A 24611-nucleotide genomic window follows, 5' to 3' on the forward strand; every position below is an offset into this window, starting at 1 on the left:
GGAGATCGTCATGAGTCTTGTATTGCAGCGAATCGCCGATACCCGAGAAGCGTTGGTTACTGCACTCGCTGAACGCAATTGGGAAGCCATTGGTGAACTGGATCTGGCTTGCCGTTCCTGCATGGAAGACGTCATGGCTGAGGCTGCGCTGGACGAGGTCGCGTTGCGCGACAACCTTGAGGAGTTGCTCCACGTCTACAAGGAGCTTCTCGAGGTGGCCATGGGTGAGCGGCAGGCGATAGCCAACGAGATGTCGCAGATCACGCAAGCGCAAAAGGCGGCAAAGGTTTACCATCTGTTTGGTTAATTAACCCCCAGTTAATCCAGACATGTGCGCCATAAATTTGACTGTGCACGGTTTTTTGACTTAACTAGTGGCTGTTTTCAGATTTCAGGCGTCTACAGGCACATGGTGTCCTGCAAGCGTCTCGCTTGCCCCTTATTTTGGGCATTGAGTTGACTAGGGAAGTTGCTATTGCATGTGGCGTGAAACCAAAATTCTGCTGATCGATGACGATAGCGTCCGCCGCCGCGACCTGGCGGTGATTCTAAATTTTCTTGGCGAAGAAAATTTACCCTGCGGCAGCCATGACTGGCAGCAGGCAGTCGGCTCTTTGTCGTCTAGTCGTGAGGTCATTTGCGTACTGATCGGGACGGTTAATGCTCCTGGTGCGCTTTTGGGCTTGCTAAAGACACTCTCAACCTGGGATGAGTTCCTTCCGGTTTTGTTGATGGGCGATAATTCTTCCGTTGACTTGCCTGAAGACCAGCGTCGCCGAGTGCTTTCGACCCTCGAAATGCCTCCCAGCTACAGCAAATTGCTCGACTCCCTGCACCGTGCCCAGGTCTATCGCGAGATGTACGACCAGGCACGCGAGCGCGGTCGTCATCGCGAACCCAATCTGTTCCGCAGCCTTGTCGGCACCAGCCGTGCGATTCAGCACGTGCGCCAGATGATGCAGCAAGTCGCCGACACCGATGCCAGCGTACTGATCCTCGGTGAGTCCGGCACTGGCAAGGAAGTGGTTGCGCGCAACCTGCATTACCATTCCAAGCGCCGCGACGCACCATTCGTGCCGGTCAACTGCGGGGCGATCCCGGCAGAGCTGCTCGAAAGCGAATTGTTCGGTCACGAGAAGGGCGCCTTTACCGGCGCGATCACCAGCCGTGCCGGCCGCTTCGAACTGGCCAATGGCGGGACCCTGTTCCTCGACGAAATCGGCGACATGCCGCTGCCGATGCAGGTCAAGCTGCTGCGCGTCCTGCAGGAGCGCACCTTCGAGCGCGTGGGCAGCAACAAGACCCAGAGCGTCGATGTGCGCATCATCGCCGCGACCCACAAGAATCTCGAAAGCATGATCGAGATCGGCACCTTCCGCGAAGACCTTTACTATCGCCTGAACGTGTTCCCGATCGAGATGGCGCCGCTGCGTGAGCGCGTCGAAGACATTCCGTTGCTGATGAACGAACTGATCTCGCGCATGGAGCACGAGAAGCGCGGTTCGATCCGCTTCAACTCGGCAGCGATCATGTCGCTGTGCCGTCACGGCTGGCCGGGCAACGTCCGCGAGCTGGCCAACCTGGTGGAGCGCATGGCGATCATGCATCCGTACGGGGTGATCGGCGTGGTCGAGCTGCCGAAGAAATTCCGCTATGTCGACGACGAAGACGAGCAAATGGTCGACAGCCTGCGCAGCGATCTCGAAGAGCGCGTGGCGATCAACGGCCATACGCCGGACTTCACCGCCAACGCCATGCTGCCGCCGGAAGGCCTGGACCTGAAAGACTACCTCGGTGGTCTGGAGCAAGGCCTGATTCAGCAGGCGCTGGACGATGCCAATGGCATTGTGGCGCGTGCGGCTGAACGCCTGCGTATCCGTCGCACCACCCTGGTGGAGAAGATGCGCAAGTACGGCATGAGCCGGCGCGATGGAGATGAACAGGCGGAGGATTGACGCCTGTTTTTCAACTGCTTCATTTATAAGCAGTTTTTTTTAGGCACGGGTATTGCTACAGCCCTCGCAACGTTCCGTTTAACTGACGGTCAGCCAAGCGAGAAAGCACAATGCCCCACGCCCAGATGTCTACTGCCTCCAGTCCCGAGGGGCAGCCGTCCTCCGTAGAGCAGGCAAGCCGACAGGGCCTGGAGCAGGCATTCGAGCTGTTCAGCCAGATGTCCAGCCAACTGACGGACTCCTACAGCATGCTTGAGGCACGGGTAACCGAGCTCAAGGGTGAGCTCGCAGTCGTCAGTGCCCAGCGCATGCAGGAGCTGGCGGAAAAAGAACGCTTGGCCAACCGCCTGCAAAACCTCCTTGATCTGTTGCCCGGTGGCGTCATCGTCATCGACGGTCACGGCATGGTGCGCGAATCTAATCCTGCCGCTATCGAACTGCTCGGCTTGCCGCTTGAGGGCGAGCTGTGGCGCCATGTGATTGCGCGTTGCTTTGCCCCGCGTGAAGACGACGGTCATGAAGTTTCCTTGAAAAATGGTCGACGCCTGTCGATCGCAACCCGTTCGCTGGATGCCGAGCCGGGGCAACTGGTGCTGCTCAATGACCTGACAGAAACCCGTCATCTGCAAGATCAACTGGCACGCCACGAGCGCTTGTCCTCGCTGGGGCGCATGGTCGCCTCGCTGGCCCATCAGATCCGCACGCCGCTATCCGCTGCTTTGCTCTACGCCAGTCATTTGACTGAGCAGCAATTGCCGGTCGCTACCCAGCAGCGTTTCGCCGGGCGCCTGAAAGAGCGCCTGCACGAGCTCGAGCACCAGGTGCGCGACATGCTGGTCTTCGCTCGCGGCGAGTTGCCGCTGACCGATCGCTTGACCCCGAATACCTTAATGCAGGCACTGCAAGCGGCGGCGCTGACGCATGTCCAGGATCTGCCCATCCGCTGGCAGTGCGACAGTCATGCCGGTGAGCTGCTGTGCAACCGCGACACGCTGGTCGGAGCGCTGCTGAACCTGATCGAAAACGCCATTCAGGCCAGTGTCGGCGACGTCCGCCTGAAAGTGCATTGCTACACCCGTGACAACAACCTGCATCTGAGTATCAGCGACAGTGGCAGCGGCATCGAGCCTGCGGTTCTGGCGCGGCTTGGCGAGCCATTTTTTACCACCAAAGTCACCGGCACCGGCCTCGGCCTGACCGTGGTCAAGGCTGTGGCCCGCGCGCATCAGGGAGAATTGCTGCTGCGTTCGCGGGTCGGGCGCGGCACGTGCGCGCAGGTGATCCTGCCGCTGTTTTCCGCTGTACACGGAGCTGAGTAAAAGACATGGGCATCAAGGTTTTGCTGGTCGAGGATGACCGCTCATTGCGCGAGGCGCTGGCCGATACGTTGTTGCTGGCCGGGCACGATTACCACGCGGTCGGCTGCGCTGAAGACGCGCTGACGGCGGTGGCGCGTGAGGCGTTCAATCTGGTGGTCAGCGACGTCAACATGCCGGGCATGGACGGTCACCAGTTGCTCTCGCTGTTGCGGGCCCGCCAACCGCAATTGCCGGTGTTGCTGATGACGGCGCACGGCGCGGTCGAGCGTGCGGTCGATGCGATGCGCCAGGGCGCGGCCGACTATCTGGTCAAGCCGTTTGAACCCAAGGCCTTGCTGGATCTGGTGGCACGGCATGCGCTAGGCAGTATTGGCACAAGCGACGGCGACGGTCCGGTGGCCGTCGAGCCGGCCAGTGCGCAGTTGCTGGAGCTGGCAGCGCGGGTGGCGCGCAGCGATTCGACAGTGCTGATCTCCGGCGAATCCGGCACCGGTAAAGAAGTGTTGGCGCGCTACATTCACCAGCAATCCCATCGCGCCAGCCAGCCGTTCATTGCGATCAACTGTGCGGCGATCCCGGACAACATGCTCGAAGCCACGTTGTTCGGCCACGAGAAGGGTTCGTTCACCGGCGCCATCGCGGCGCAGGCCGGCAAGTTCGAACAAGCCGACGGTGGCACGCTGTTGCTCGACGAAATCTCCGAAATGCCCCTCGGCCTGCAAGCCAAACTCCTGCGCGTGTTGCAGGAGCGCGAGGTCGAGCGCGTCGGGGCGCGTAAACCGATTGCCCTGGATATTCGCGTGGTCGCTACCACCAACCGCGATCTGGCGGGCGAAGTGGCGGCGGGGCGTTTCCGTGAGGATCTTTTTTACCGTTTGTCGGTTTTCCCCTTGGCCTGGCGTCCACTTCGCGAGCGCACTGCCGATATCCTGCCGCTGGCCGAAAGGTTGCTGGCCAAACACGTCAATAAAATGAAGCACGCGGCGGCGAAACTCTCACCTGAAGCGCAAGCTTGCCTGACCGCTTACCCGTGGCCGGGCAATGTGCGTGAGCTGGATAACGCCATTCAGCGTGCGCTGATCTTGCAGCAGGGCGGTTTGATTCAGCCGCAGGATTTCTGTCTGGCCGGTCCCGTGACGTACACCGCGATGCCCGTCGTCGCGCCGGTGTCAGCGGTGCTTCGCGAGGTGGAAATCGAAGCGGATTCCGCCGGTGCATTGGGCGATGACCTGCGGCGCCGGGAGTTTCAGATGATCATCGACACCCTGCGCGCCGAGCGCGGCCGACGAAAGGAAGCGGCGGAAAAGCTCGGTATCAGCCCGCGCACCCTGCGCTACAAGCTGGCGCAAATGCGCGATGCCGGGATGGACGTCGAAGGTTATCTGTTCGCCACCTGACGTCTGGCGCAACGATTTGAAAACGCTTTTCTGAAAGGGGTGCCCATGAGCTGGCACCCTTGTTGCTAATACCTGTGTACCCGCCGAGTGAGTGTCAAAAAATTGCGGGCCGCCCAAGAGAGTAGACCATGAGCCAAGGTATTGAATTTAATCGGTTGATGACAGACATGAAGGCCATGAAGCTGGATGCCATGTCTGCGCCGAAATCGACGACCGCTGTCCCTGAGTTGGGAGGCAGCAGCTTTTCCGACATGCTCGGTCAGGCGATCAACAAGGTCAGCGATACCCAGACCGCGTCGACTCAGTTGGCCAACGCATTCGAAGTGGGCAAGAGCGGCGTCGATCTGACGGACGTGATGATCGCTTCGCAAAAAGCCAGCGTGTCGTTCCAGGCTCTGACCCAGGTGCGCAACAAGCTGGTTCAGGCTTATCAAGACATCATGCAGATGCCGGTTTAAGGACGAGATTGAGTCATGGCAGAAGCAGTCGCCGATAACGTTCCGGCCAAGGCCACCCCGATAGACGGCAAACCGCCGCTGTTCGGCCTGTCCTTCCTGGAAAACCTCTCCGAGATGACCATGCTGCGTCAGGTGGGCCTGTTGGTCGGCCTGGCTGCGAGCGTGGCGATTGGCTTTGCCGTGGTGCTGTGGTCGCAGCAGCCGGATTACCGTCCGTTGTACGGCAGCCTTGCCGGCATGGACGCCAAGCAGGTCATGGACACCCTGGCCTCTGCTGACATTCCTTACACCGTCGAACCGAACTCCGGCGCCTTGCTGGTCAAGGCCGATGACCTGTCCCGTGCGCGGATGAAACTCGCCGCTGCTGGTGTCACTCCCAGCGACGGCAACATCGGTTTTGAAATCCTCGACAAGGAACAGGGGCTGGGCACCAGTCAGTTCATGGAAGCGACGCGCTACCGTCGTGGCCTCGAAGGTGAACTGGCGCGGACCATCTCCAGCTTGAACAACGTCAAGGGTGCCCGCGTGCACCTGGCGATTCCGAAGAGTTCGGTGTTCGTGCGTGATGAACGCAAGCCAAGTGCTTCGATTCTGGTCGAGTTGTATTCCGGTCGTTCGCTGGAGCCGGGGCAGGTGGTGGCGATCATTAATCTGGTGGCCACCTCCGTTCCTGAATTGAGCAAGTCGCAGATCACCGTCGTCGACCAGAAGGGCAACCTGCTCTCTGATCAGGCGGAGAACTCCGAAATGACCATGGCCGGCAAGCAGTTCGATTACAGCCGCCGCATGGAAAGCATGCTCACCCAGCGCGTGCACAACATTCTGCAGCCGGTATTGGGCAATGATCGCTACAAGGCTGAGGTCTCGGCCGACATCGATTTCAATGCCGTCGAGTCGACTGCCGAGCAGTTCAACCCGGATCAACCGGCGTTGCGCAGCGAGCAGTCGGTCAACGAACAACGCACCGCCAGCAATGGCCCGCAAGGTGTGCCGGGTGCCCTGAGCAACCAGCCGCCGTCGCCAGCCTCGGCGCCGCAAACCACCGGTGGCGCTGCAGCGCCGGCCGCTATGGTGCAGCCAGGTCAGCCATTGGTTGACGCTAACGGTCAGCAGATCATGGACCCGGCCACCGGCCAGCCGATGCTCGCGCCATACCCGGCAGACAAGCGTCAACAATCGACCAAGAACTTCGAGCTCGACCGTTCCATCAGCCACACCAAACAGCAGCAGGGTCGCCTGAATCGCCTGTCGGTGTCGGTGGTGGTCGACGATCAGGTCAAGGTCAACGCGGCCAACGGCGAAACCACACGCGCGCCGTGGAGCGCCGACGAATTGGCGCGTTTCACCCGTCTGGTCCAGGACGCCGTCGGTTTCGACGCCAGTCGTGGCGACAGCGTCAGCGTGATCAACATGCCGTTCTCCGCCGAGCGCGGCGAAGTGATTGCCGATATTCCGTTCTACTCCCAGCCATGGTTCTGGGACATCGTCAAACAAGTGCTGGGTGTGTTGTTCATCCTGGTGCTGGTGTTTGGTGTGCTGCGTCCGGTGCTCAACAACATTACCGGCGGCGGCAAAGGCAAGGAGCTGGCCGGTCTGGGCAGCGACGTGGAACTCGGTGGGATGGGCGGCCTGGACGGCGACCTGGCCAACGACCGCGTAAGCCTCGGTGGTCCGCAGAGCATTCTGTTGCCGAGCCCAAGTGAGGGTTATGACGCGCAACTGAATGCAATCAAGAGTCTGGTGGCCGAGGATCCGGGTCGCGTGGCTCAGGTCGTGAAAGAGTGGATTAACGCAGATGAGTGATAACCGAGCCGCTACCGTCAAACTGACCAAGGTCGACAAAGCCGCGATTCTGCTGCTGTCCCTGGGTTCGACCGACGCCGCACAAGTGCTGCGCCACATGGGCCCGAAAGAGGTTCAGCGTGTCGGCGTGGCCATGGCCCAGATGGGCAACGTCCATCGCGAGCAGGTCGAGCAGGTCATGAGCGAGTTCGTCGATATCGTCGGCGACCAGACCAGCCTCGGCGTCGGTTCCGACGACTACGTGCGCAAAATGCTCACCCAGGCCCTGGGTGAAGACAAGGCCAACGGCCTGATCGACCGCATCCTGCTCGGTGGCAACACCAGTGGCCTCGACAGCCTGAAATGGATGGAGCCGCGCGCCGTTGCCGACGTGATCCGTTACGAACACCCGCAGATTCAGGCAATCGTGGTCGCGTACCTCGACCCGGATCAGGCCGGTGAAGTGCTGGGCAACTTCGACCACAAGGTGCGTCTGGACATCATCCTGCGCGTCTCGTCGTTGAACACCGTACAGCCAGCAGCACTGAAAGAGCTGAACCAGATTCTCGAGAAGCAGTTCTCCGGCAACTCGAATGCCTCGCGCACCACCCTGGGTGGCATCAAGCGTGCGGCCGACATCATGAACTTCCTCGACAGCTCGATCGAAGGCCAGCTCATGGACTCGATCCGCGAAGTCGACGAAGACCTGTCCGGTCAGATCGAAGACCTCATGTTCGTGTTCAACAACCTCGCCGATGTCGACGACCGTGGCATTCAGGCGTTGCTGCGCGAAGTGTCCTCGGACGTGCTGGTGCTGGCCCTCAAGGGTTCGGACGAAGGCGTCAAAGAGAAGATCTTCAAGAACATGTCCAAACGTGCTGCCGAACTGTTGCGCGACGACCTCGAGGCCAAAGGCCCGGTGCGCGTCAGCGATGTCGAAACCGCACAGAAAGAAATCCTCACCATTGCCCGTCGTATGGCCGAAGCCGGCGAAATTGTCCTCGGTGGCAAGGGTGGCGAGGAAATGATCTAAGCCCATGGACAAGCACGACGACGATGTGACGGATCTGATCCGTGCCCGCGATGTCCGTGGTTTCGAATCCTGGGCCATGCCCAGCTTCGACCCGCCGAAACCGGAACCCGAGCCAGAGCCGGAACCCGAACCACCGGAAATGGAAGAGGTGCCGCTGGAAGAAGTCCAGCCACTGACCCTGGAAGAACTCGAAAGCATCCGTCAGGAGGCTTACAACGAGGGCTTTGGCATCGGCGAGAAAGAAGGCTTTCACAGCGCCACGCTCAAGGTTCGTCAGGAAGCTGAAGTGGCGCTGGCGGCAAAACTTGCCAGCCTTGAGCAGTTGATGGCGAACCTGTTCGAGCCCATCGCTGAGCAAGATACGCAGATCGAAAAGTCGCTGGTCGACCTCGTGCAACACATCACCAGACAGGTAATCAAGCGCGAGCTGGCCATCGATTCCAGCCAGATCGAACACGTCATGCGCGATGCCCTCAAGCTGTTGCCGCTGGGCGTCGACAATGTGCGTCTGTACGTCAATCCGCAGGACTTCGAGCAGGCCAAGGCTTTGCGCGAACGTCATGAGGAAACCTGGCGCATTGTCGAAGACGAAGCGCTGTTGCCGGGTGGCTGCCGGGTTGAAACCGAGCACAGCCGCATTGATGCGAGCATTGAAACCCGCGTCACTCAGGTCATGGCCAAACTGTTCGATCAGTTGCACGAGCAGGCGTTGCACCCGGCTGAAGCGGATCTGACTCTGGACATTCCCGAAGACGTAAAACCGGCGGCCTCGCCTGAAGAGCCGCTCGCGGACGAACCCGATGCGCCTTGAACGCACCAGTTTCGCCAAGCGCCTGAGCACTTACGCTGAGGCCACCGAGATTGCCGGCGCGCCGATTCTTGAAGGTCGCCTGCTGCGCATGGTCGGCCTCACCCTCGAAGCCGAAGGCCTGCGCGCCGCCATGGGCACGCGTTGCCTGGTAATCAATGACGACAGCTATCACCCGTCCCAGGTCGAAGCGGAAGTCATGGGGTTTTCCGGCAGCAAAGTATTCCTGATGCCGGTCGGCAGCGTTGCCGGCATCGCCCCGGGCGCCCGTGTGGTACCACTGGCTGATACCGGTCGCTTGCCGATGGGCATGAGCATGCTCGGGCGCGTCCTCGACGGCGCCGGTCGTGCGCTGGACGGCAAGGGCGGGATGAAGGCCGAAGACTGGGTGCCAATGGACGGCCCGACGATCAACCCGCTCAACCGTGACCCGATCAGCGTACCGCTGGATGTCGGTATCCGTTGCATCAACGGTTTGCTGACGGTCGGTCGCGGCCAGCGTCTGGGTCTGTTCGCCGGTACCGGTGTCGGTAAATCGGTGTTGCTGGGCATGATGACCCGCTTCACCGAGGCCGACATTATCGTCGTTGGCCTGATCGGTGAGCGGGGTCGAGAAGTTAAGGAATTCATCGAGCACATCCTCGGTGAAGAAGGTCTCAAGCGTTCCGTGGTCGTCGCATCCCCTGCGGACGATGCGCCGCTGATGCGCCTGCGCGCCGCCATGTATTGCACGCGAATTGCCGAGTATTTCCGCGACAAGGGCAAGAACGTCCTGCTGCTGATGGATTCGCTGACCCGTTTCGCCCAGGCGCAGCGGGAAATCGCCTTGGCCATCGGCGAACCGCCGGCAACCAAGGGGTATCCGCCGTCGGTGTTCGCCAAATTGCCGAAACTGGTTGAGCGTGCCGGTAATGCGGAGAAGGGCGGTGGTTCGATTACCGCGTTCTATACGGTGTTGTCCGAAGGCGATGACCAGCAGGATCCGATTGCCGACTCGGCTCGAGGCGTACTTGATGGCCACATCGTGCTGTCCCGGCGTCTGGCCGAGGAAGGGCACTATCCGGCCATCGACATTGAAGCGTCGATCAGCCGGGTAATGCCGGCGGTGGTTTCGCCGGAACACATGCAGCGCGCGCAGTACTTCAAACAGTTGTGGTCGCGTTATCAGCAGAGCCGCGATCTGATCAGCGTCGGCGCCTACGTTGCCGGCGGCGACCGCGAGACCGATCTGGCGATTTCCCTGCAACCGCAGTTGGTGCGCTACCAGCGTCAGGGCCTCAACGACAAAATCAACATGGGTGAAAGCCAGGCCTATCTCGAGACCTTGTTCGCCCCTGCGGCGGGCGGGTAACCGACCATGGCCGTCAGCCGCGCTGCGCGCCTGGCTCCGGTGGTGGACATGGCCGAACAGGCCGAGAAAACCGCCGTGCAACGGCTGGGCTATTTTCAGGGTCAGGTCAAAGTCGCAGAAAGCAAACTCGCCGACCTCAATGCCTTTCGTCTGGATTACTCGCAGCAATGGATCGTGCGCGGCAGTACCGGCGTGAGCGGGCAGTGGCTGCTGGGTTTTCAGGGCTTTCTGGCGCAACTCGACACCGCCGTCGACCAGCAGCGCCAGAGTCTGGTCTGGCACCAGAACAAACTCGACAAGGCGCGTGAGGAATGGCAACAGGCGTTCGCCAAGGTCGAAGGTTTGCGCAAACTGGTGCAGCGTTATCGCGAAGAGGCGCAACGTCTCGAAGACAAGCGCGAGCAGAAGTTGCTCGATGAACTGTCACAGCGTTTGCCGCGACAGAATCCCTTCTAAATTGCACCGCGAAACCCTGTGGGAGCGAGCTTGCTCGCGAATGCATTCGGTCAGCTGACTCAATTGTTGACTGGCACGACGCCTTCGCGAGCAGGCTCGCTCCCACATTTGATCCGGTGTTGCACCTTGCCCATGGGTCTACCAAGTGCTAAACCTTGTACAGGTTCGTCAATGACAAGGAAGCCAGTCAATGTCAGTCGTTACAGAAGTCTCTCCAGATGGTCAAAAGCTGACGATTTCCGTCAAGGGTCGATTTGATTTTGGTCGCCATCAGGAGTTTCGCGATTCCTATGAGCGGCTCGACACCAAGCCTGAGTCCATTGTGGTCGACCTGAAAGAAGCCACCTACCTCGACAGCTCCGCACTGGGCATGCTGCTCCTGCTGCGCGATCACGCTGGCGGCGATAACTCGGACGTGCGAGTCGTCAACAGCAGCTCAGATGTGAAGAAGATCCTCGCCATCTCCAATTTCGACAAACTCTTCGACATCACTTGACGACCATGCAGGCGCAGGAGCCGCTGACCATACTGATCGCCGAAGACAGCGCCGCCGATCGCCTGTTGCTGTCGACCATCGTCCGTCGTCAGGGCCATAACGTCTTGACGGCGGCCAACGGTGCCGAAGCGGTCGATCTGTTTCGCCAGCAGCAACCCGATCTGGTGCTGATGGACGCGATGATGCCGGTCATGGACGGCTTCGAAGCCGCGCGGCAGATCAAGGCGCTGGCGGGTGAAACCCTGGTGCCGATCATCTTCCTCACCTCGCTGACTGAAAGCGAAGCGCTGGCCCGTTGTCTGGAGGCTGGTGGCGACGACTTTCTGGCGAAGCCCTACAACCAAGTGATCCTCGCCGCCAAAATCAAGGCAATGGATCGCTTGCGCCGCTTGCAGGCAACCGTGCTGCAACAGCGCGACCTGATCGCCAAACACCATGATTACCTGCTCAACGAACAGCGTGTGGCCAAAGCCGTTTTCGACAAAGTGGCGCATTCCGGTTGCCTGAGTGCGCCGAACATCCGCTACCTGCAATCGCCCTATGCCTTGTTCAACGGTGACCTGCTGCTGGCGGCCTACACGCCGGCAGGGGACATGCATGTGCTGTTAGGCGATTTCACTGGCCATGGCCTGCCGGCAGCCGTCGGGGCGATGCCCCTGGCCGAGGTGTTCTACGGCATGACCGCCAAGGGCTATGGCCTGGCCGAAACCCTGCGCGAGATGAATGCCAAGCTCAAGCGCATCCTGCCGGTGGACATGTTCTGTTGTGCCACGTTGCTGTGCCTGAGTTTTCAGCGGCGTTCGGTCGAAGTGTGGAACGGTGGCATGCCTGACGGTTATCTGCATCGGATTGCCACTGGCGAGCGTGTGCCGCTGGCCGCGCGGCACTTGCCGTTGGGGGTGCTGAGTGCACAGGCGTTCGATGATCGTACGGAAGTGCATCCGATGGCCGCCGGTGATCGGGTGTTCCTGTTGTCCGACGGGGTGATCGACACCAGTGACGCCAGTGATCAACTGTTCGGCGTCGAGCGTTTGCAGCAGGTGTTCGCCGCCAATCGCGAGCCGGATCGCTTGTTCGAGGATATCGAGCAGGCGCTGCGGGATTTTCGTGGCGAGGCGCGCGACGATGTCAGCATGGTCGAGGTCAGCCTGCTGGAGCCGGCGCAGGTCAAACCGTCGGCGCCGGTGTATTCCGACAGCGGCCAGTCGTGTCCGCTCGACTGGTCGGTGAGCTTCGAGTTTCGTGGCGCCACGCTCAAGCGCTTCAATCCGTTGCCGTACCTGTTGCAGTTGCTGCTTGAGGTGCATGGGTTGCGGGCGCAGAGTGGTGCTTTGTACAGCGTGCTGGCCGAGTTGTATTCCAATGCGCTGGAACATGGCGTGCTGGGTCTGGACTCCAGCCTCAAGCGCGATGCGGCGGGTTTTGCTCGCTATTATCAGCAGCGCAACGATCGGCTGGAGGCGCTGCAGGATGGCTTTGTCCGTGTGCATCTGCAGGTGCAGCCACAAGGCGAGGGCGGCCGGCTGGTGATTCGCGTTGAGGACAGCGGCAAGGGTTTTGATGTGGCGCGAGTCATGGAAAGGCCGCTGGACGGTGTCCGTTTGTCGGGGCGCGGCGTCAGTCTGGTCCGGCAATTGGGGCATAACGCCAGTTGGTCGGACGAAGGTCGTAGTGCCTGCGTGGAGTTTTCCTGGGAGGTTGAGGCATAATTCGCGCAATTCTTGATCAAGGAGTGAACAAGTGACTGACACACATATTGATCGCGAGGCGCTGAGCGTACTGCGCGATGTCATGGAGGATGGTTATCCAGAGCTGCTGGATACCTTTCTGACGGATTCCGAAAGTCGCTTGGTTGATCTGCGAAAAGCGGTGGATGCCAAGGCCTTGTCGGAAGTTGCCCACAGCTTCAAGGGCAGCGCCAGCAACATGGGGGCTGTCCGTTTGGCGGCGCTCTGCCAGGAGCTGGAGTCGGAAGCCAAAAATAAGAGCCCGGCGGAAATAGTCAAACTGGTCGCTCAGATCAGTGGCGAATTTGCTGAAGTTCGCCCGGTTTATGAAAGCGAAAAACATCCTGCTCACACGCACTGATCCCGCCGTCCGGCGCTTTTTACGAGCGCCGGGCAAAACTGGCCCGGCACTTGCAGTTATCTCTGCAACTGTACCTACGATCCCAGTGCAGCGGAGACCGTTTCATGCCTGCGACCCCCAACATCCTTCTTCAGAATGCCGCTCAGGCCAAGGCGCAAGCTGCCTCGGCCAAAACGTCGGCTATGGCCGTAGACACCGGGGATAAAGCCTCAAGCTTCGCTAAAGTGTTCGCCGATCAGGGGTCGAGCAAGCCTGTCGCCACCGCTGACAATTCGCCGAAGTCGGCGCGCGACAAGGTCGCTGACAACAGCGGCAAAAAGGACATCGGCAAAGATCAGTCTGCCGCTGCACAGCCGGCGGTTGCCGATAGCGGCAACGACTTGCCTGCCGACAAAACCGCAGCGACCGATGACAGCAGCGCCAGCAGCGACGACAACACAGACACGGCCCAGACGCCAGTGGTAGACGCGGCGCCGGTTGATCCGACGCTCGATCCGGCATTGGCAACCGCTGTGCAGCCGGTAGTCACGGCGCCAGTTGTGCAGACTCCGGCGGTCGTCGCGAGTGCCCAGCCTGAAGCCGAAACGCCTGCGCTTGCCGCACTGCCGGGTACGGTCAAAGATCCGGCACCGGCCACCGACAGCGATTTCGACCCTTCGGCCGACCCGCTCGACTCGATGCCGGCGGTACGCATGGCGATGGAGCAGGGCGGGCACATTTCCGCCGCCAGCCAGGCGCAACCGAAAGCGTCGCCGGCTCAGGCTCAGGCCGACGGTGAATTGACTTCCGCGCAAACCTTCGCCGCCGGCATGGCCAGTATGCTCGACGTGCAAGCCGACAAGGACAGCACCAGCCAGGGTGGTGACAAAGTGTTCAGCGGCTTGATCGACGATGGCCTCAAAGATCTCAAGACTGCGACCAGCGATACCCGCGTCGATGACTTCGCCAACCGTCTGGCGGCACTGACGCAGGCGGCCACGCCGAAGACAGCGAACGCGGTACCGGTGAATCAGCCGATCGCCATGCACCAGAGCGGCTGGACTGAAGAAGTGGTCAATCGCGTCATGTATCTGTCGAGTGCCAATCTGAAGGCGGCGGACATTCAGCTGCAGCCGGCTGAACTGGGGCGATTGGATATTCGCGTCAACATGGTTCCGGACCAGCAGACCCAAGTGACCTTTATGAGCGCGCATCCAAGCGTGCGAGAAGCGCTGGACGGCCAGATGCATCGCCTGCGCGAAATGTTCAACCAGCAGGGCATGGGTCAGGTCGACGTCAATGTCTCCGACCAGAACCGTGGCTGGCAGGGGCAACAAGGTCAGGAACAGGCGCAGCAGGGCCAGAGTGGTCGCACCAGCGCGGCCGGCGGTCGCCTCGATTCGGCGGATGACGAATTGGCGCCTGCCGCTATTGCTGAAGCCGCCGCTCAAACCACCAGCGTGATTGGCAGCAGCGCGGTCGACTACTACGCCTGAGCAAAATCAAGAGCCCCTCATCGGAACGCCGCCCGCCTAGCCCTCTCCCGGAGGGAGAGGGGACTGATTGGGGGATGCTCTTGAAGTGCGCCGACCGGATACTGCTGCTGTGAATCCATAATCGACTTGGTCTTTCAGGTCGATGTTTGACGTCTTGCACTTCGGTCGGCCACCTGAAAACCCTCACCCTAGCCCTCTCCCGGAGGGAGAGGGGACTGATTGGGGGATGCTCTTGAAGTACGCCGATCTGATACTTCTGCTGTGAATCTCCAATCGACTCGGTCTTTCAGGTCGGTGTTTGACGTCTTGCACCTCGGTCGGCCCCCTGAAAACCCTCACCCTAGCCCTCTCCCGGAGGGAGAGGGGACTGATTGGGGGATGCTTGCGAAGTACGTCGACCGGATACTCCTGTTGTGAATCCGTAATCGACTTGGTCTTTCAGGTCGGTGTTTGAGTCTTGCACTTCGGTCGGCCACCTGAAAACCCTCACCCTAGCCCTCTCCCAGAGGGAGAGGGGACCGATTGGGGGATGCTCTTGAAGTACGCCGATCTGATACTTCTGCTGTGAATCTCTAATCGACTGGGTCTTTCACGTCGATGTTTAACGCAAGACGCCTCGGTCGGCCCCCTCTCCCTCCGGGAGAGGGCTGGGGTGAGTGTGCCTTTGACTTTGGCGTTGTCTGCGCTACGGCCGACACTTCTGGCATAACACTTGCTCTTGCCTTGCCGTGCGACTGTGAAAACCCGATTAGTGACGGATTATTGGCATGGCGAAGAGCGAAACAGCAGCAGTGAAAGACCCCGCAACCAAAGGCAAACTCAAGCTGATCATTGTGATCGTGCTGGCGTTGCTGCTGGCCATTGGCGCGTCCGTGGGGGCGACCTGGTTCTTCATGCACAGCGCTCAGAGCAAGCCTGCCGAAGCCGCTGATGCAGCGCCTGTCGGCAAGCAGCCGGCGATTTTCGAGCCGATGGCGCCGGCCTTTGTCGCCAACTACAACCAGAACGGCCGTCAGCGCTACATGCAGGTGAGCATCACCATGCTGGCGCGTAATCAGGCTGATCTGGAAGCGCTCAAAGTGCACATGCCGGTGATCCGCAACAACCTGGTGATGCTCTTCTCCGGTCAGGATTTCGCCACCTTGGCGACCCCGGTCGGCCAGGAGATGTTGCGCCAGAAGGCCACCGCCAGCGTCCAGGAAGTGGCGCAGAAAGAGCTGGGCAAAGTGGTGATCGAACAGTTGCTTTTCACTAATTTCGTACTGCAGTAGGAACACGACATGGCCGTGCAGGATCTGCTGTCCCAGGATGAAATCGACGCGCTGTTGCATGGCGTCGACGATGGTCTGGTACAGACCGATAACGCTGCCGAACCCGGCAGTGTCAAAAGCTACGACCTGACCAGTCAGGACCGCATCGTCCGTGGACGCATGCCGACTCTGGAAATGATCAACGAGCGTTTTGCCCGCTATACCCGCATCAGCATGTTCAACATGCTGCGCCGCTCGGCGGACGTTGCCGTCGGTGGCGTGCAGGTGATGAAGTTCGGCGAATACGTGCATTCGTTGTACGTACCGACCAGCCTCAACCTGGTCAAGATCAAACCATTACGCGGCACCGCGCTGTTCATTCTTGACGCCAAACTGGTGTTCAAACTGGTGGACAACTTCTTCGGCGGCGACGGCCGTCACGCCAAGATCGAAGGGCGTGAATTCACCCCGACCGAACTGCGTGTGGTGCGCATGGTGCTGGAGCAGGCTTTCGTCGATTTGAAAGAAGCCTGGCAGGCGATCATGGAAGTCAATTTCGAGTACATCAACTCGGAAGTGAACCCGGCCATGGCCAACATCGTCGGCCCGAGCGAAGCGATCGTGGTCTCCACGTTCCACATCGAACTCGATGGCGGCGGCGGCGACCTGCACGTGACCATGCCGTACTCGATGATCGAGCCGGTGCGCGAAATGCTCGACGCCGGTTTCCAGTCCGACCTCGACGATCAGGACGAGCGCTGGGTCAACGCGCTGCGTCAGGACGTCCTCGATGTCGACGTACCCATCGGCGCCACCGTGGCGCGCCGCCAGTTGAAACTGCGCGACATCCTGCACATGCAGCCGGGTGACGTGATCCCGGTCGAAATGCCGGAAGACATGATCATGCGCGCCAACGGCGTGCCGGCCTTCAAGGTCAAGATGGGCTCGCACAAAGGCAACCTCGCGTTGCAAGTGATCGAGCCGATCGAGCGTCGCTGAAACGGCGCTCCTATCCCAAGCATTTAACTGAATTTTTGCCCGCCGAGGACAAATGATGAACGACGATATGAACGCCCAGGACGACCAGGCACTGGCTGACGAATGGGCTGCGGCCCTGGAAGAAACCGGTGATGGTCAAGCTGACATCGACGCGCTGCTGGCGGCTGACGCATCCAGCGGCTCGCGCCTGCCGATGGAAGAGTTCGGCAGCGTGCCGAAGAACAACGACCCGGTGACCCTCGACGGCCCGAACCTGGACGTGATCCTCGACATCCCGGTGTCGATTTCGATGGAAGTCGGCAGCACCGACATCAACATCCGCAACCTGCTGCAACTCAACCAGGGTTCGGTAATCGAGCTTGATCGTCTGGCCGGTGAGCCGCTCGACGTGCTGGTTAACGGCACGCTGATTGCGCACGGTGAAGTGGTGGTGGTCAACGAGAAGTTCGGCATCCGTCTGACTGACGTGATCAGCCCAAGCGAACGCATCAAGAAGCTGCGCTGAGTGAAACGGTTTCTCTGGGCTTTGCTGGCATTGCCATTGAGTGTGCTGGCCGCCGAGCCTTCAACGGCGACCACAGTGCCAGCCGCCACCGCGCCGATGGTCAACAGCGGCGTGGCTGGGCAACTGACGCAACTGGTGTTCGGCCTGTTGCTGGTGCTGGGGCTGATCTTCTTCCTCGCCTGGCTGTTGCGCCGGGTGCAGCAGGCAGGTCCGGCAGGCAAGGGCCAGGTGATCGAGCTGATCGGTTCGCGCGCGCTCGGCCCGCGTGACCGTTTGCTGCTGGTGCAGGTCGGCAACGAGCAGATTCTGCTCGGCCTCAGCCCCGGCACCATCACCGCGCTGCACGTGCTCAAAGAGCCGGTCGAGGTGCCGAATACCAGCGAGAAAGCGACCCCGGAATTTGCCCAGCATCTGCTGAAGATTCTCGGCAAGGATCAGAAGGATAAGAAGTAATGGGTGCGTTACGCATCGTCTTGACGCTGGCCCTGATGCTGGCCGCGCCGCTGGCGTTCGCCGCCGATCCGTTGTCGATCCCGGCGATCACGCTAGGCACCAACGCCGATGGCGCGCAGGAGTATTCGGTCAGCCTGCAGATCCTGCTGATCATGACCGCCCTGAGCTTCATTCCGGCAGCCGTGATTCTGATGACCAGTTTCACCCGGATCATCATCGTCTTCTCGATCCTGCGTCAGGCCCTCGGCCTGCAACAGACGCCGTCGAACCAGATCCTCACCGGCATGGCGCTGTTCCTCACCATGTTCATCATGGCCCCGGTGTTCGACCGGGTGAACAAGGACGCGCTGCAACCGTATCTGGCGGAAACCCTTACCGCCCAGCAAGCGGTCGAAAAAGCTCAGGTGCCGATCAAGGACTTCATGCTCGCGCAGACCCGCACCAGCGATCTGGAGCTGTTCATGCGCCTGTCCAAGCGCACCGACATCGCCACGCCGGATCAGGCGCCGCTGACCATTCTGGTGCCGGCGTTCGTCACGTCCGAGCTTAAAACCGCGTTCCAGATCGGCTTCATGATCTTTATTCCGTTCCTGATCATCGACCTGGTCGTGGCCAGTGTGCTGATGGCGATGGGTATGATGATGCTCTCGCCGCTGATCATCTCGCTGCCGTTCAAAATCATGCTGTTCGTGCTGGTCGATGGCTGGGCGCTGATCATCGGCACCCTGGCCAGCAGTTTCGGAGGTGTCTCGCCATGACGCCGGAAGTTGCGGTCGATATCTTTCGTGAAGCGTTGTGGCTGACCACCCTGATGGTCGCGATTCTGGTAGTGCCGAGCCTGTTGGTCGGCTTGCTGGTGGCGATGTTCCAGGCCGCGACCCAGATCAACGAACAGACCCTGAGCTTCCTCCCGCGTCTGCTGGTGATGCTGGTCACGTTGATCATCGGTGGTCCGTGGATCGTGCAGACCTTCATGGAATACATCATTCAGTTGTACAAAAACATCCCGATGGTCATCGGCTAAGCCATGCAATCGCTGCTTCAGCTGACCGACACCCAGATCAGTACCTGGGTGGCGTCGTTCATGTTGCCGCTGTTTCGCGTCGCCTCGATGCTGATGGTCATGCCGGTGTTCGGCACGACGTTGGTGTCGCGCCGGGTGCGCCTGTATTTCGCCGTGGCCATCACCGTGTGTATTGCGCCGAGCCTGCCGCCGATGCCGGCGGTCAGCCCGCTGGATCTCAGCGGCTTGCTGCTGATAGCCGAGCAGATTCTGGTCGGTGCGGTGCTGGGGTTTTCCCTGCAACTGTTTTTCCAGGCCTTTGCCGTCGCCGGGCAGATTGTCGCGATTCAGATGGGCATGGGCTTCGCCTCGATGGTCGACCCGGCCAACGGCGTCTCGGTGGCGGTGATCGGGCAGTTCTTCACCATGCTGGTGACTTTGCTGTTCCTGTCGATGAACGGCCATCTGGTGGTCTTCGAAGTCCTCACTGAAAGCTTCACCACGCTACCGGTCGGCAGCGGTCTGATGACCGCGCATTACTGGGAACTGGCCGGCAAACTCGGCTGGGTGCTGGGCGCCGCATTGTTGCTGGTGTTGCCGGCGGTGACGGCGTTGCTGGTGGTCAACATCGCGTTTGGCGTGATGACCCGCGCCGCGCCGCAACTGAACATTTTCTCCATCGGTTTTCCGCTGACCCTGGTGCTCGGTCTGTTTATCGTCTGGGTCGGTCTGGCGGACATTCTCAATCAGTATCAGCCGCTAGCCACCGAGGCCTTGCAGTTGTTACGCGAACTGGCACGGGCGCGCTGAGTCATGGCAGAGAGCGAAAGCGGTCAGGACAAAACAGAAGACCCCACGGAGAAACGTAAAAAGGACTCCCGTGAAAAGGGTGAGATTGCCCGTTCCAAAGAACTCAACACCCTGGCCGTGACCATGGCCGGTGCCGGTGCGCTGCTGGTGTTCGGCGGCATGCTGGCCGAGGACCTGATGGAGCTGATGCGCCTGAACTTCACGCTGTCGCGCGAAGTGATCATGGATCAGGGTTCCATGGGCGCGTTTCTGTTGCAGTCGGGCCAGATGGCGCTGCTGGCGATCCAGCCGATCATGATCACTCTGTTGCTCGCCGCGTTGATCGGGCCGATTTCCCTCGGTGGCTGGCTGTTCGCAGCGGGCTCCATGGCGCCCAAGTTCAGCCGGATGAACCCGGCGGCAGGCCTGAAGCGGATGTTCTCGTTCAAGGCTGTGGTCGAACTGCTCAAGGCCCTGGCCAAGTTCCTCATCACTTTGGGCGTGGCATTGGCGGTGTTGTCGGCGGACGTCGATGACTTTTTGCGAATCGCCCATGAACCGCTGGAGATGGCGATCATCCACAGCGTCACGCTGGTTGGCTGGAGCACCTTGTGGCTGGCCTGCGGCCTGATCATCATCGCCGCCGTCGACGTGCCGGTGCAGCTCTGGGAAGCGCACAAGAAACTGCTGATGACCAAGCAGGAAGTGCGCGACGAGCACAAGGATCAAGAGGGGCGCCCGGAGGTCAAACAGCGCATCCGCCAGACCCAGCGCGAAATGTCTCAACGGCGCATGATGGCGGCGATTCCCGACGCCGACGTGGTCATCACCAACCCGACCCACTACGCCGTCGCGCTCAAGTACGACTCGGAGAAGGGCGGCGCACCCGTGCTGCTGGCCAAGGGCAGCGACTTCCTCGCCCTGAAGATCCGTGAAATCGCCGTCGCCAACAACGTCATGCTCCTCGAATCGCCGGGGCTGGCGCGTTCGATCTACTACTCCACCGAACTCGAGCAGGAAATTCCTGGTGGTCTGTATCTCGCGGTTGCGCAGGTCCTGGCCTACGTCTACCAGATCCGCCAGTACCGCGCCGGCAAGGGCAAGCGCCCGGATCCGCTCAAGGACGACTTGCCGATTCCGCCGGATCTGCGTCGCGACTCCTGACGTTGCTGTGCAGCCATTGGTCTGAGATCTCCCTTTACTGTCAACTCTGACAGGTGCGCTTCCCGTGATTTTGCAGTTTGATGCAAGGTGGCGCCGCGAACCTGGCGCGGTCAGGCGAGCGAGTGCAAGGGAGCAAGGCAATGAAAGGTATTTTCAGCAGCTACGATGAAAAAACCGGGAGAGGCACCATCACGCCGAAGCAATCGGGACGATCCCTTTCCTTTGCCGAAGCCACGGGTTTTTTTCTCACCGCCAAAGAATACCGATTCAGCATTCCATTGCCCGATGCCCGGCAGGCGAACGTCAAAGTGGGCGGCGAGGTCGAGTTCGAATTGCCCAAGAGCAAGAATGGAAAAGTGAAAATCCTCCGGTATTGAGCGATCGATCGCAAAGCCGCTGAAACGAAAAAACCGCCGCCCCGATTCAACGGGGCGGCGGTTTTTTATGATCGTTCCCACGCGCAGCAAAGGAATGCAGCCCGGGACGCTCCGCGTCCCTTCCAAAGCCGAACGCAGAGCGTCCGTTGAGGCATTCCCACGCAGGAGCGTGGGAACGATCATCGCGTGTCGCTACTGCGGCAACTCCAGATTATCCATCACCCGATTCACCGCCAGCTCGCCGAGCATGATCAGTTGCGCGATCCCCAGCAGCGTCCTGCGCTGCGACGCGGGTATGAGGTGGGCGAAGTCATGGGCGATGGTTCTGGCTGAGGCGAGTGTTTCGCTGGCATCGGCCAGCAGTTCCTCGTTTTTGAAGTCGGCGGTAACGGCGTACATCCGGCGGGTCTTACGCGGTGGGGGCGTGGAGCCGGGTGGGCAGAGATAGTGATCGAGGGCGCGTTCGGCGGCGTCGTTGAGCTTTTTTGAATCGAGGGATTCGTAGGGGGAGGCGAGATCGATTTCGGGTGGGTTGGGTGTTGGTTTGATCATGGTGAAGCTCCTTTGAAGTGGAGCCGCTACAACCTGTCGCTAAACAGGAGGGTGGCGGCTGTACGCAGGTTAGCGAACCGGTCAAAGGCACCCGGCAGACCCGAAGGTCTCCCGCATACAGCCACCATGACGAAATCGCGAAAATACAGATCCGCAACGAAGCCTGGAACGCCGATGCACCTTTGACTTGAATTCGAGTCGCTAACCCGATCGCTGATTCGTCAGCGACCGACCCACAATAGAACCCGCCCCCAAAGCGCACAAGCCGGCGGATTCTGGCGTAGCTGTAGGCAATGGCGCAAGAATTTGTAGCCTGGAAGGCGTGTCCTGAAGTGTCTTTTAAACACCAGAGTTTAAGAGGCGCGTTGCGCTGACTTCACTGGCCCCTTCGCGAGCAAGCTCGCTCCCACATTTGGAATGCGTTTCCCTGTGGGAGCGAGCTTGCTCGCGAAAGGGCCATCCGGCTCAGCAGAAAAAGCCTCGATCAAGCCCCGCTGTTTAAATCACTGGTTAGATAAAACCGTCCTCTTTTCTTACTTGCCAGTTCTGCGCCGGCAAGGGCAAGCGTCCGGATCCGCTCAAGGACGACCTGCCGATTCCGCCGGATCTTCGCCGCGATTCTTGACTGCCCAGTGTCAGGATCAGACCTCCGGCAGTATTCAAACCCAGAATTGAAAGTGGTCCAGGTAAGACCAGTCCCTTGAGACGATTTGAATTGAAGTGATTTTCCTGCCGGAGGGTGCAGGAAAATCAACCCACTTATGGCCGTTGGAAGCGTCTGCAGGAAGGTTTCTCGATCCCACATTTCCAGAGTTGTCGGAAAAGCTGATTTCCGCAGCTCTGAGTTGATAGGTGTATGCGAATCTGACTCGAGAGTAGGCTGATTTGAGACTAAGCGTGATCAGTTGTTGCCCTGTCGGAAGCTCATTGCCGGCGTTTGTCACGATAGCTGGGCCGGTGAGCATCCCTGCTATGGGACCACCGTAAGTTTGAATGCCGGTTGTACCCGCTCCGGAAGTGAGTGTGATGGTCATGCTCGGGATACTGATGCTCTGGCCAACGGTAATGCTGCTGTGGGGTTGGCCATCAAAATTCTCAAAGAGTATCGGCTCAGGAACCGCCTCGCCTACCCGCACCCTCAACACCTTCGAAAACATCAACCGCTCACCACTTCCCGATTTGTACACGGTGTAATTGATCAGGGCATCGGCGCCGCGATTGTTTGTTCGCCAGTCAGAAGGAAGTGTAAAGACTGGCGTGACACCTGCCTGAACGGGTCGCGTATCACTTTCCCATAGCGTGTTGGCGGTAGCGCGCAAACGTACCGTATAGCCAGTCGTCATGCCTGCGTAGTTGACGCTAACAGTTTCCTGATCACTCGACAGGGTCGGTGCCAGGAGATCGAATGACTGAGGGAGAATGTGCAGCAGCAAATAGCGCGAAGGAATCAAGGTCGTGCCCGGGGCCGTACGTACCGTGTAAAAGACCTTCACCGTATGGCCAATGCTATCGATCACCTCCAGGCGCGGAATGCGGATGTCGATGGTGCCAGGGGTTCCCACGGTGATCACCTCCGAGTGGTAGGTGTGCCGAGGGTTTTCCCAAGTGATGCGGACCGTATGGCCGCGGGCCATGCCGGTGTAGTGCGGAACTTGAGCGGTGACGTGTTGGGCGAAATAGACATGATCGAAGTCAAGTTGATCCCCTGCGGAGCCGTGTGCCTCAAGTACTTTTGGCGCCACTGGATCGGTGACTGCTGAAATTGAGTTCATGGGGTGTCTCCTGCGTTCGAGTGATTGCCTGGAAAGGCTCCATTTGATGCAGGAAGTAAGAATTCTCGCCACTGTCAGATCTGACAGGTGATCGAGTATTTCCGATGAGCGGTGGCTTTGCAGATGTCCTCTTTTGGTTCGCTACATCGTCGAGAGACCGTTGGTCTGGAAGTGCCATCCACCTGTCAACTCTTACAGTAGACGGATGGCTGTCCATGACATCGATATAGGGGAGCAAGTTTACCGAATCAGGAGAGCATGATCATGGCAGAGCGCATTTACCGAAAACTCGAGGGCATGGGCCTGGAATATGTGTCAGGGCGACTGGAACAGAACCCGAAAGAGCGGGCCATCTGCTACACCGTCACTTTCGACATGGATCTGGATTTCACCCATTTCAAACAGATGGCCAATGCTTATATCCCGGATTATCTCGACAACCCGATCAACGCGATCAGGCCTGAACTGGACGGCCTGGCTAACCACTATTCCTACAACTACCTGTTCGGTGCAGCGGGAAACATCCGCGACAATCAGGCGTTGTTCGAACTCTTCACCTCGCCTAGTTATTACAACGATCAATGGGCGACCGGCCCTCATCGGCAGGTGCGTTATGGCAAACCGGAGCTTGTGCAGGTCGGGCGAAAATTCCGCGTGACTGCACGCAGAGACTTCAGATCGCTGGATGACACGGGTCAGATCGAAATCGGAGATTTGCCGGCCATCCAGTTTCATTGGGCGCTCAATCTGCTGCAAACCGATCTGATGATCCCTGGAGTCATTGCGCCAGTGACCAAGGTCGTGCTGATGTACATGGATGAGGACTTCGTTGAGGTCGAAGGTGAGCAAATTTTGCGGGGTACGCGGTACATCAACGGCAAGCAACTGAGCTTCGGCAATATTGCGCCCAAGCAGATACTGACTGCGCAGTAACCGGCATTAAAAAACGCCGTCCCGACTGCGCGGTGCGGCGTTTTTTATGGCTGAAACATGCGTTGGTTGTAAGGTCGCCTTCGCGAGCAATCACAACGTCTCATTGATCGTTCCCACGCTCTGCGTGGGAATGCAGCCGGGACGCTCCGCGTCCCTTCCAAAGCCGAACGCAGAGCGTCCGTTGAGGCATTCCCAC

General features: G+C 59.8%; 26 protein-coding genes and 1 pseudogene. 25 read left to right on the forward strand and 2 right to left on the reverse strand.

The features are described from left to right. Positions 1–10 precede the first annotated feature (10 nt). The 23 genes from BMY54_RS25415 (at position 11) to BMY54_RS25525 (ending at position 21158) form a co-directional block, all read left to right on the forward strand. Positions 11–307 (forward strand): flagellar protein FliT, encoded by a 297-nt coding sequence (locus tag BMY54_RS25415; RefSeq protein WP_016984299.1) that lies wholly within the window; start codon positions 11–13, stop codon positions 305–307. A gap of 172 nt (positions 308–479) precedes the next feature. Beyond that, a complete protein-coding gene (locus BMY54_RS25420) occupies positions 480–1955 on the forward strand; it encodes a sigma-54 dependent transcriptional regulator (protein ID WP_007920053.1) in 1476 nt (491 codons plus the stop codon). Between the two features lie 125 nt (positions 1956–2080). Next, positions 2081–3274 (forward strand): sensor histidine kinase, encoded by a 1194-nt coding sequence (locus BMY54_RS25425; RefSeq protein ID WP_175559666.1) that lies wholly within the window; start codon positions 2081–2083, stop codon positions 3272–3274. 5 nt (positions 3275–3279) lie between these two features. Next, positions 3280–4671, forward strand: a complete 1392-nt coding sequence (locus BMY54_RS25430; RefSeq protein ID WP_093439706.1) for a sigma-54-dependent transcriptional regulator — start codon at positions 3280–3282, stop codon at positions 4669–4671. Between the two features lie 128 nt (positions 4672–4799). Then, the gene (gene fliE, locus BMY54_RS25435) at positions 4800–5129 is read left to right on the forward strand and encodes a flagellar hook-basal body complex protein FliE (protein WP_007920044.1); all 330 of its coding nucleotides are present in this window, start codon (positions 4800–4802) and stop codon (positions 5127–5129) included. A 15-nt stretch (positions 5130–5144) separates the two neighbouring features. Continuing rightward, the gene (gene fliF, locus BMY54_RS25440) at positions 5145–6932 is read left to right on the forward strand and encodes a flagellar basal-body MS-ring/collar protein FliF (protein WP_093439711.1); all 1788 of its coding nucleotides are present in this window, start codon (positions 5145–5147) and stop codon (positions 6930–6932) included. Then, positions 6925–7944 (forward strand): flagellar motor switch protein FliG, encoded by a 1020-nt coding sequence (fliG, locus tag BMY54_RS25445; RefSeq protein ID WP_016771079.1) that lies wholly within the window; start codon positions 6925–6927, stop codon positions 7942–7944. Before fliF ends, fliG begins: the two co-directional genes overlap by 8 nt. 4 nt (positions 7945–7948) lie before the next feature. Continuing rightward, positions 7949–8755, forward strand: a complete 807-nt coding sequence (gene fliH, locus BMY54_RS25450) for a flagellar assembly protein FliH (RefSeq protein ID WP_093439716.1) — start codon at positions 7949–7951, stop codon at positions 8753–8755. Next, entirely contained in the window at positions 8745–10103 is a 1359-nt protein-coding gene (gene fliI / locus BMY54_RS25455; protein WP_093439720.1) for a flagellar protein export ATPase FliI, read from the forward strand. Before fliH ends, fliI begins: the two co-directional genes overlap by 11 nt. 6 nt (positions 10104–10109) lie before the next feature. Beyond that, on the forward strand, positions 10110–10559 hold the full coding sequence (fliJ, locus tag BMY54_RS25460; RefSeq protein WP_093439724.1) for a flagellar export protein FliJ: 450 nt from the start codon (positions 10110–10112) through the stop codon (positions 10557–10559). Between the two features lie 190 nt (positions 10560–10749). Then, positions 10750–11055: an STAS domain-containing protein gene (locus tag BMY54_RS25465; protein ID WP_093439728.1), complete on the forward strand. Its 306-nt coding sequence runs from the start codon at positions 10750–10752 to the stop codon at positions 11053–11055. A gap of 5 nt (positions 11056–11060) precedes the next feature. After that, on the forward strand, positions 11061–12764 hold the full coding sequence (locus BMY54_RS25470) for an ATP-binding SpoIIE family protein phosphatase (RefSeq protein ID WP_093439733.1): 1704 nt from the start codon (positions 11061–11063) through the stop codon (positions 12762–12764). A 31-nt stretch (positions 12765–12795) separates the two neighbouring features. Then, positions 12796–13143 carry an Hpt domain-containing protein gene (locus BMY54_RS25475; RefSeq protein WP_093439737.1) on the forward strand — a complete coding sequence of 116 codons (348 nt, stop codon included), beginning with the start codon at positions 12796–12798 and terminating at the stop codon, positions 13141–13143. Between the two features lie 104 nt (positions 13144–13247). Continuing rightward, the gene (locus BMY54_RS25480; protein ID WP_093439742.1) at positions 13248–14618 is read left to right on the forward strand and encodes a flagellar hook-length control protein FliK; all 1371 of its coding nucleotides are present in this window, start codon (positions 13248–13250) and stop codon (positions 14616–14618) included. A gap of 767 nt (positions 14619–15385) precedes the next feature. After that, entirely contained in the window at positions 15386–15889 is a 504-nt protein-coding gene (gene fliL, locus BMY54_RS25485; protein WP_007920033.1) for a flagellar basal body-associated protein FliL, read from the forward strand. A 9-nt stretch (positions 15890–15898) separates the two neighbouring features. Continuing rightward, positions 15899–16867, forward strand: a complete 969-nt coding sequence (gene fliM, locus BMY54_RS25490; RefSeq protein ID WP_003222890.1) for a flagellar motor switch protein FliM — start codon at positions 15899–15901, stop codon at positions 16865–16867. Positions 16868–16922: 55 nt separating this feature from the next. Beyond that, positions 16923–17372, forward strand: coding sequence for a flagellar motor switch protein FliN (fliN, locus tag BMY54_RS25495; RefSeq protein ID WP_008077656.1), 450 nt, complete (start codon positions 16923–16925; stop codon positions 17370–17372). Further along, positions 17373–17825, forward strand: coding sequence for a flagellar biosynthetic protein FliO (gene fliO, locus BMY54_RS25500; protein ID WP_093439747.1), 453 nt, complete (start codon positions 17373–17375; stop codon positions 17823–17825). It abuts the gene before it with no gap. Beyond that, entirely contained in the window at positions 17825–18583 is a 759-nt protein-coding gene (gene fliP / locus BMY54_RS25505; RefSeq protein ID WP_016984314.1) for a flagellar type III secretion system pore protein FliP, read from the forward strand. Before fliO ends, fliP begins: the two co-directional genes overlap by 1 nt. Beyond that, the gene (gene fliQ, locus BMY54_RS25510) at positions 18580–18849 is read left to right on the forward strand and encodes a flagellar biosynthesis protein FliQ (protein ID WP_038363854.1); all 270 of its coding nucleotides are present in this window, start codon (positions 18580–18582) and stop codon (positions 18847–18849) included. The genes fliP and fliQ overlap by 4 nt, the downstream gene beginning before the upstream one ends. Before the next feature lie 3 nt (positions 18850–18852). Beyond that, on the forward strand, positions 18853–19638 hold the full coding sequence (gene fliR, locus BMY54_RS25515) for a flagellar biosynthetic protein FliR (protein ID WP_093439752.1): 786 nt from the start codon (positions 18853–18855) through the stop codon (positions 19636–19638). Between the two features lie 3 nt (positions 19639–19641). Next, entirely contained in the window at positions 19642–20781 is a 1140-nt protein-coding gene (gene flhB / locus BMY54_RS25520; RefSeq protein ID WP_093439755.1) for a flagellar biosynthesis protein FlhB, read from the forward strand. 140 nt (positions 20782–20921) lie between these two features. Further along, entirely contained in the window at positions 20922–21158 is a 237-nt protein-coding gene (locus BMY54_RS25525) for a hypothetical protein (RefSeq protein ID WP_093439760.1), read from the forward strand. Between the two features lie 192 nt (positions 21159–21350). Here the strand turns inward: BMY54_RS25525 and BMY54_RS25530 are convergent, their stop codons facing one another. Then, entirely contained in the window at positions 21351–21710 is a 360-nt protein-coding gene (locus BMY54_RS25530) for a DUF6124 family protein (protein ID WP_038361600.1), read from the reverse strand. 541 nt (positions 21711–22251) lie between these two features. Between BMY54_RS25530 and BMY54_RS31415 the strand changes: the two are divergent. Then, positions 22252–22335, forward strand: a pseudogene (locus BMY54_RS31415) (hypothetical protein); the annotation flags it as partial. Positions 22336–22369: 34 nt separating this feature from the next. Here the strand turns inward: BMY54_RS31415 and BMY54_RS30690 are convergent. Further along, positions 22370–23482, reverse strand: coding sequence for a hypothetical protein (locus BMY54_RS30690; RefSeq protein WP_175559664.1), 1113 nt, complete (start codon positions 23480–23482; stop codon positions 22370–22372). Positions 23483–23746: 264 nt separating this feature from the next. Here BMY54_RS30690 and BMY54_RS25540 point away from each other — a divergent pair, with 264 nt between their 5' ends. Beyond that, a complete protein-coding gene (locus tag BMY54_RS25540; protein ID WP_093440154.1) occupies positions 23747–24415 on the forward strand; it encodes a hypothetical protein in 669 nt (222 codons plus the stop codon). The last annotated feature ends 196 nt before the right edge of the window (positions 24416–24611 follow it).

The organism is Pseudomonas sp. ok266 (genome assembly GCF_900110195.1).
GTDB lineage: Bacteria > Pseudomonadota > Gammaproteobacteria > Pseudomonadales > Pseudomonadaceae > Aquipseudomonas > Aquipseudomonas neuropathica.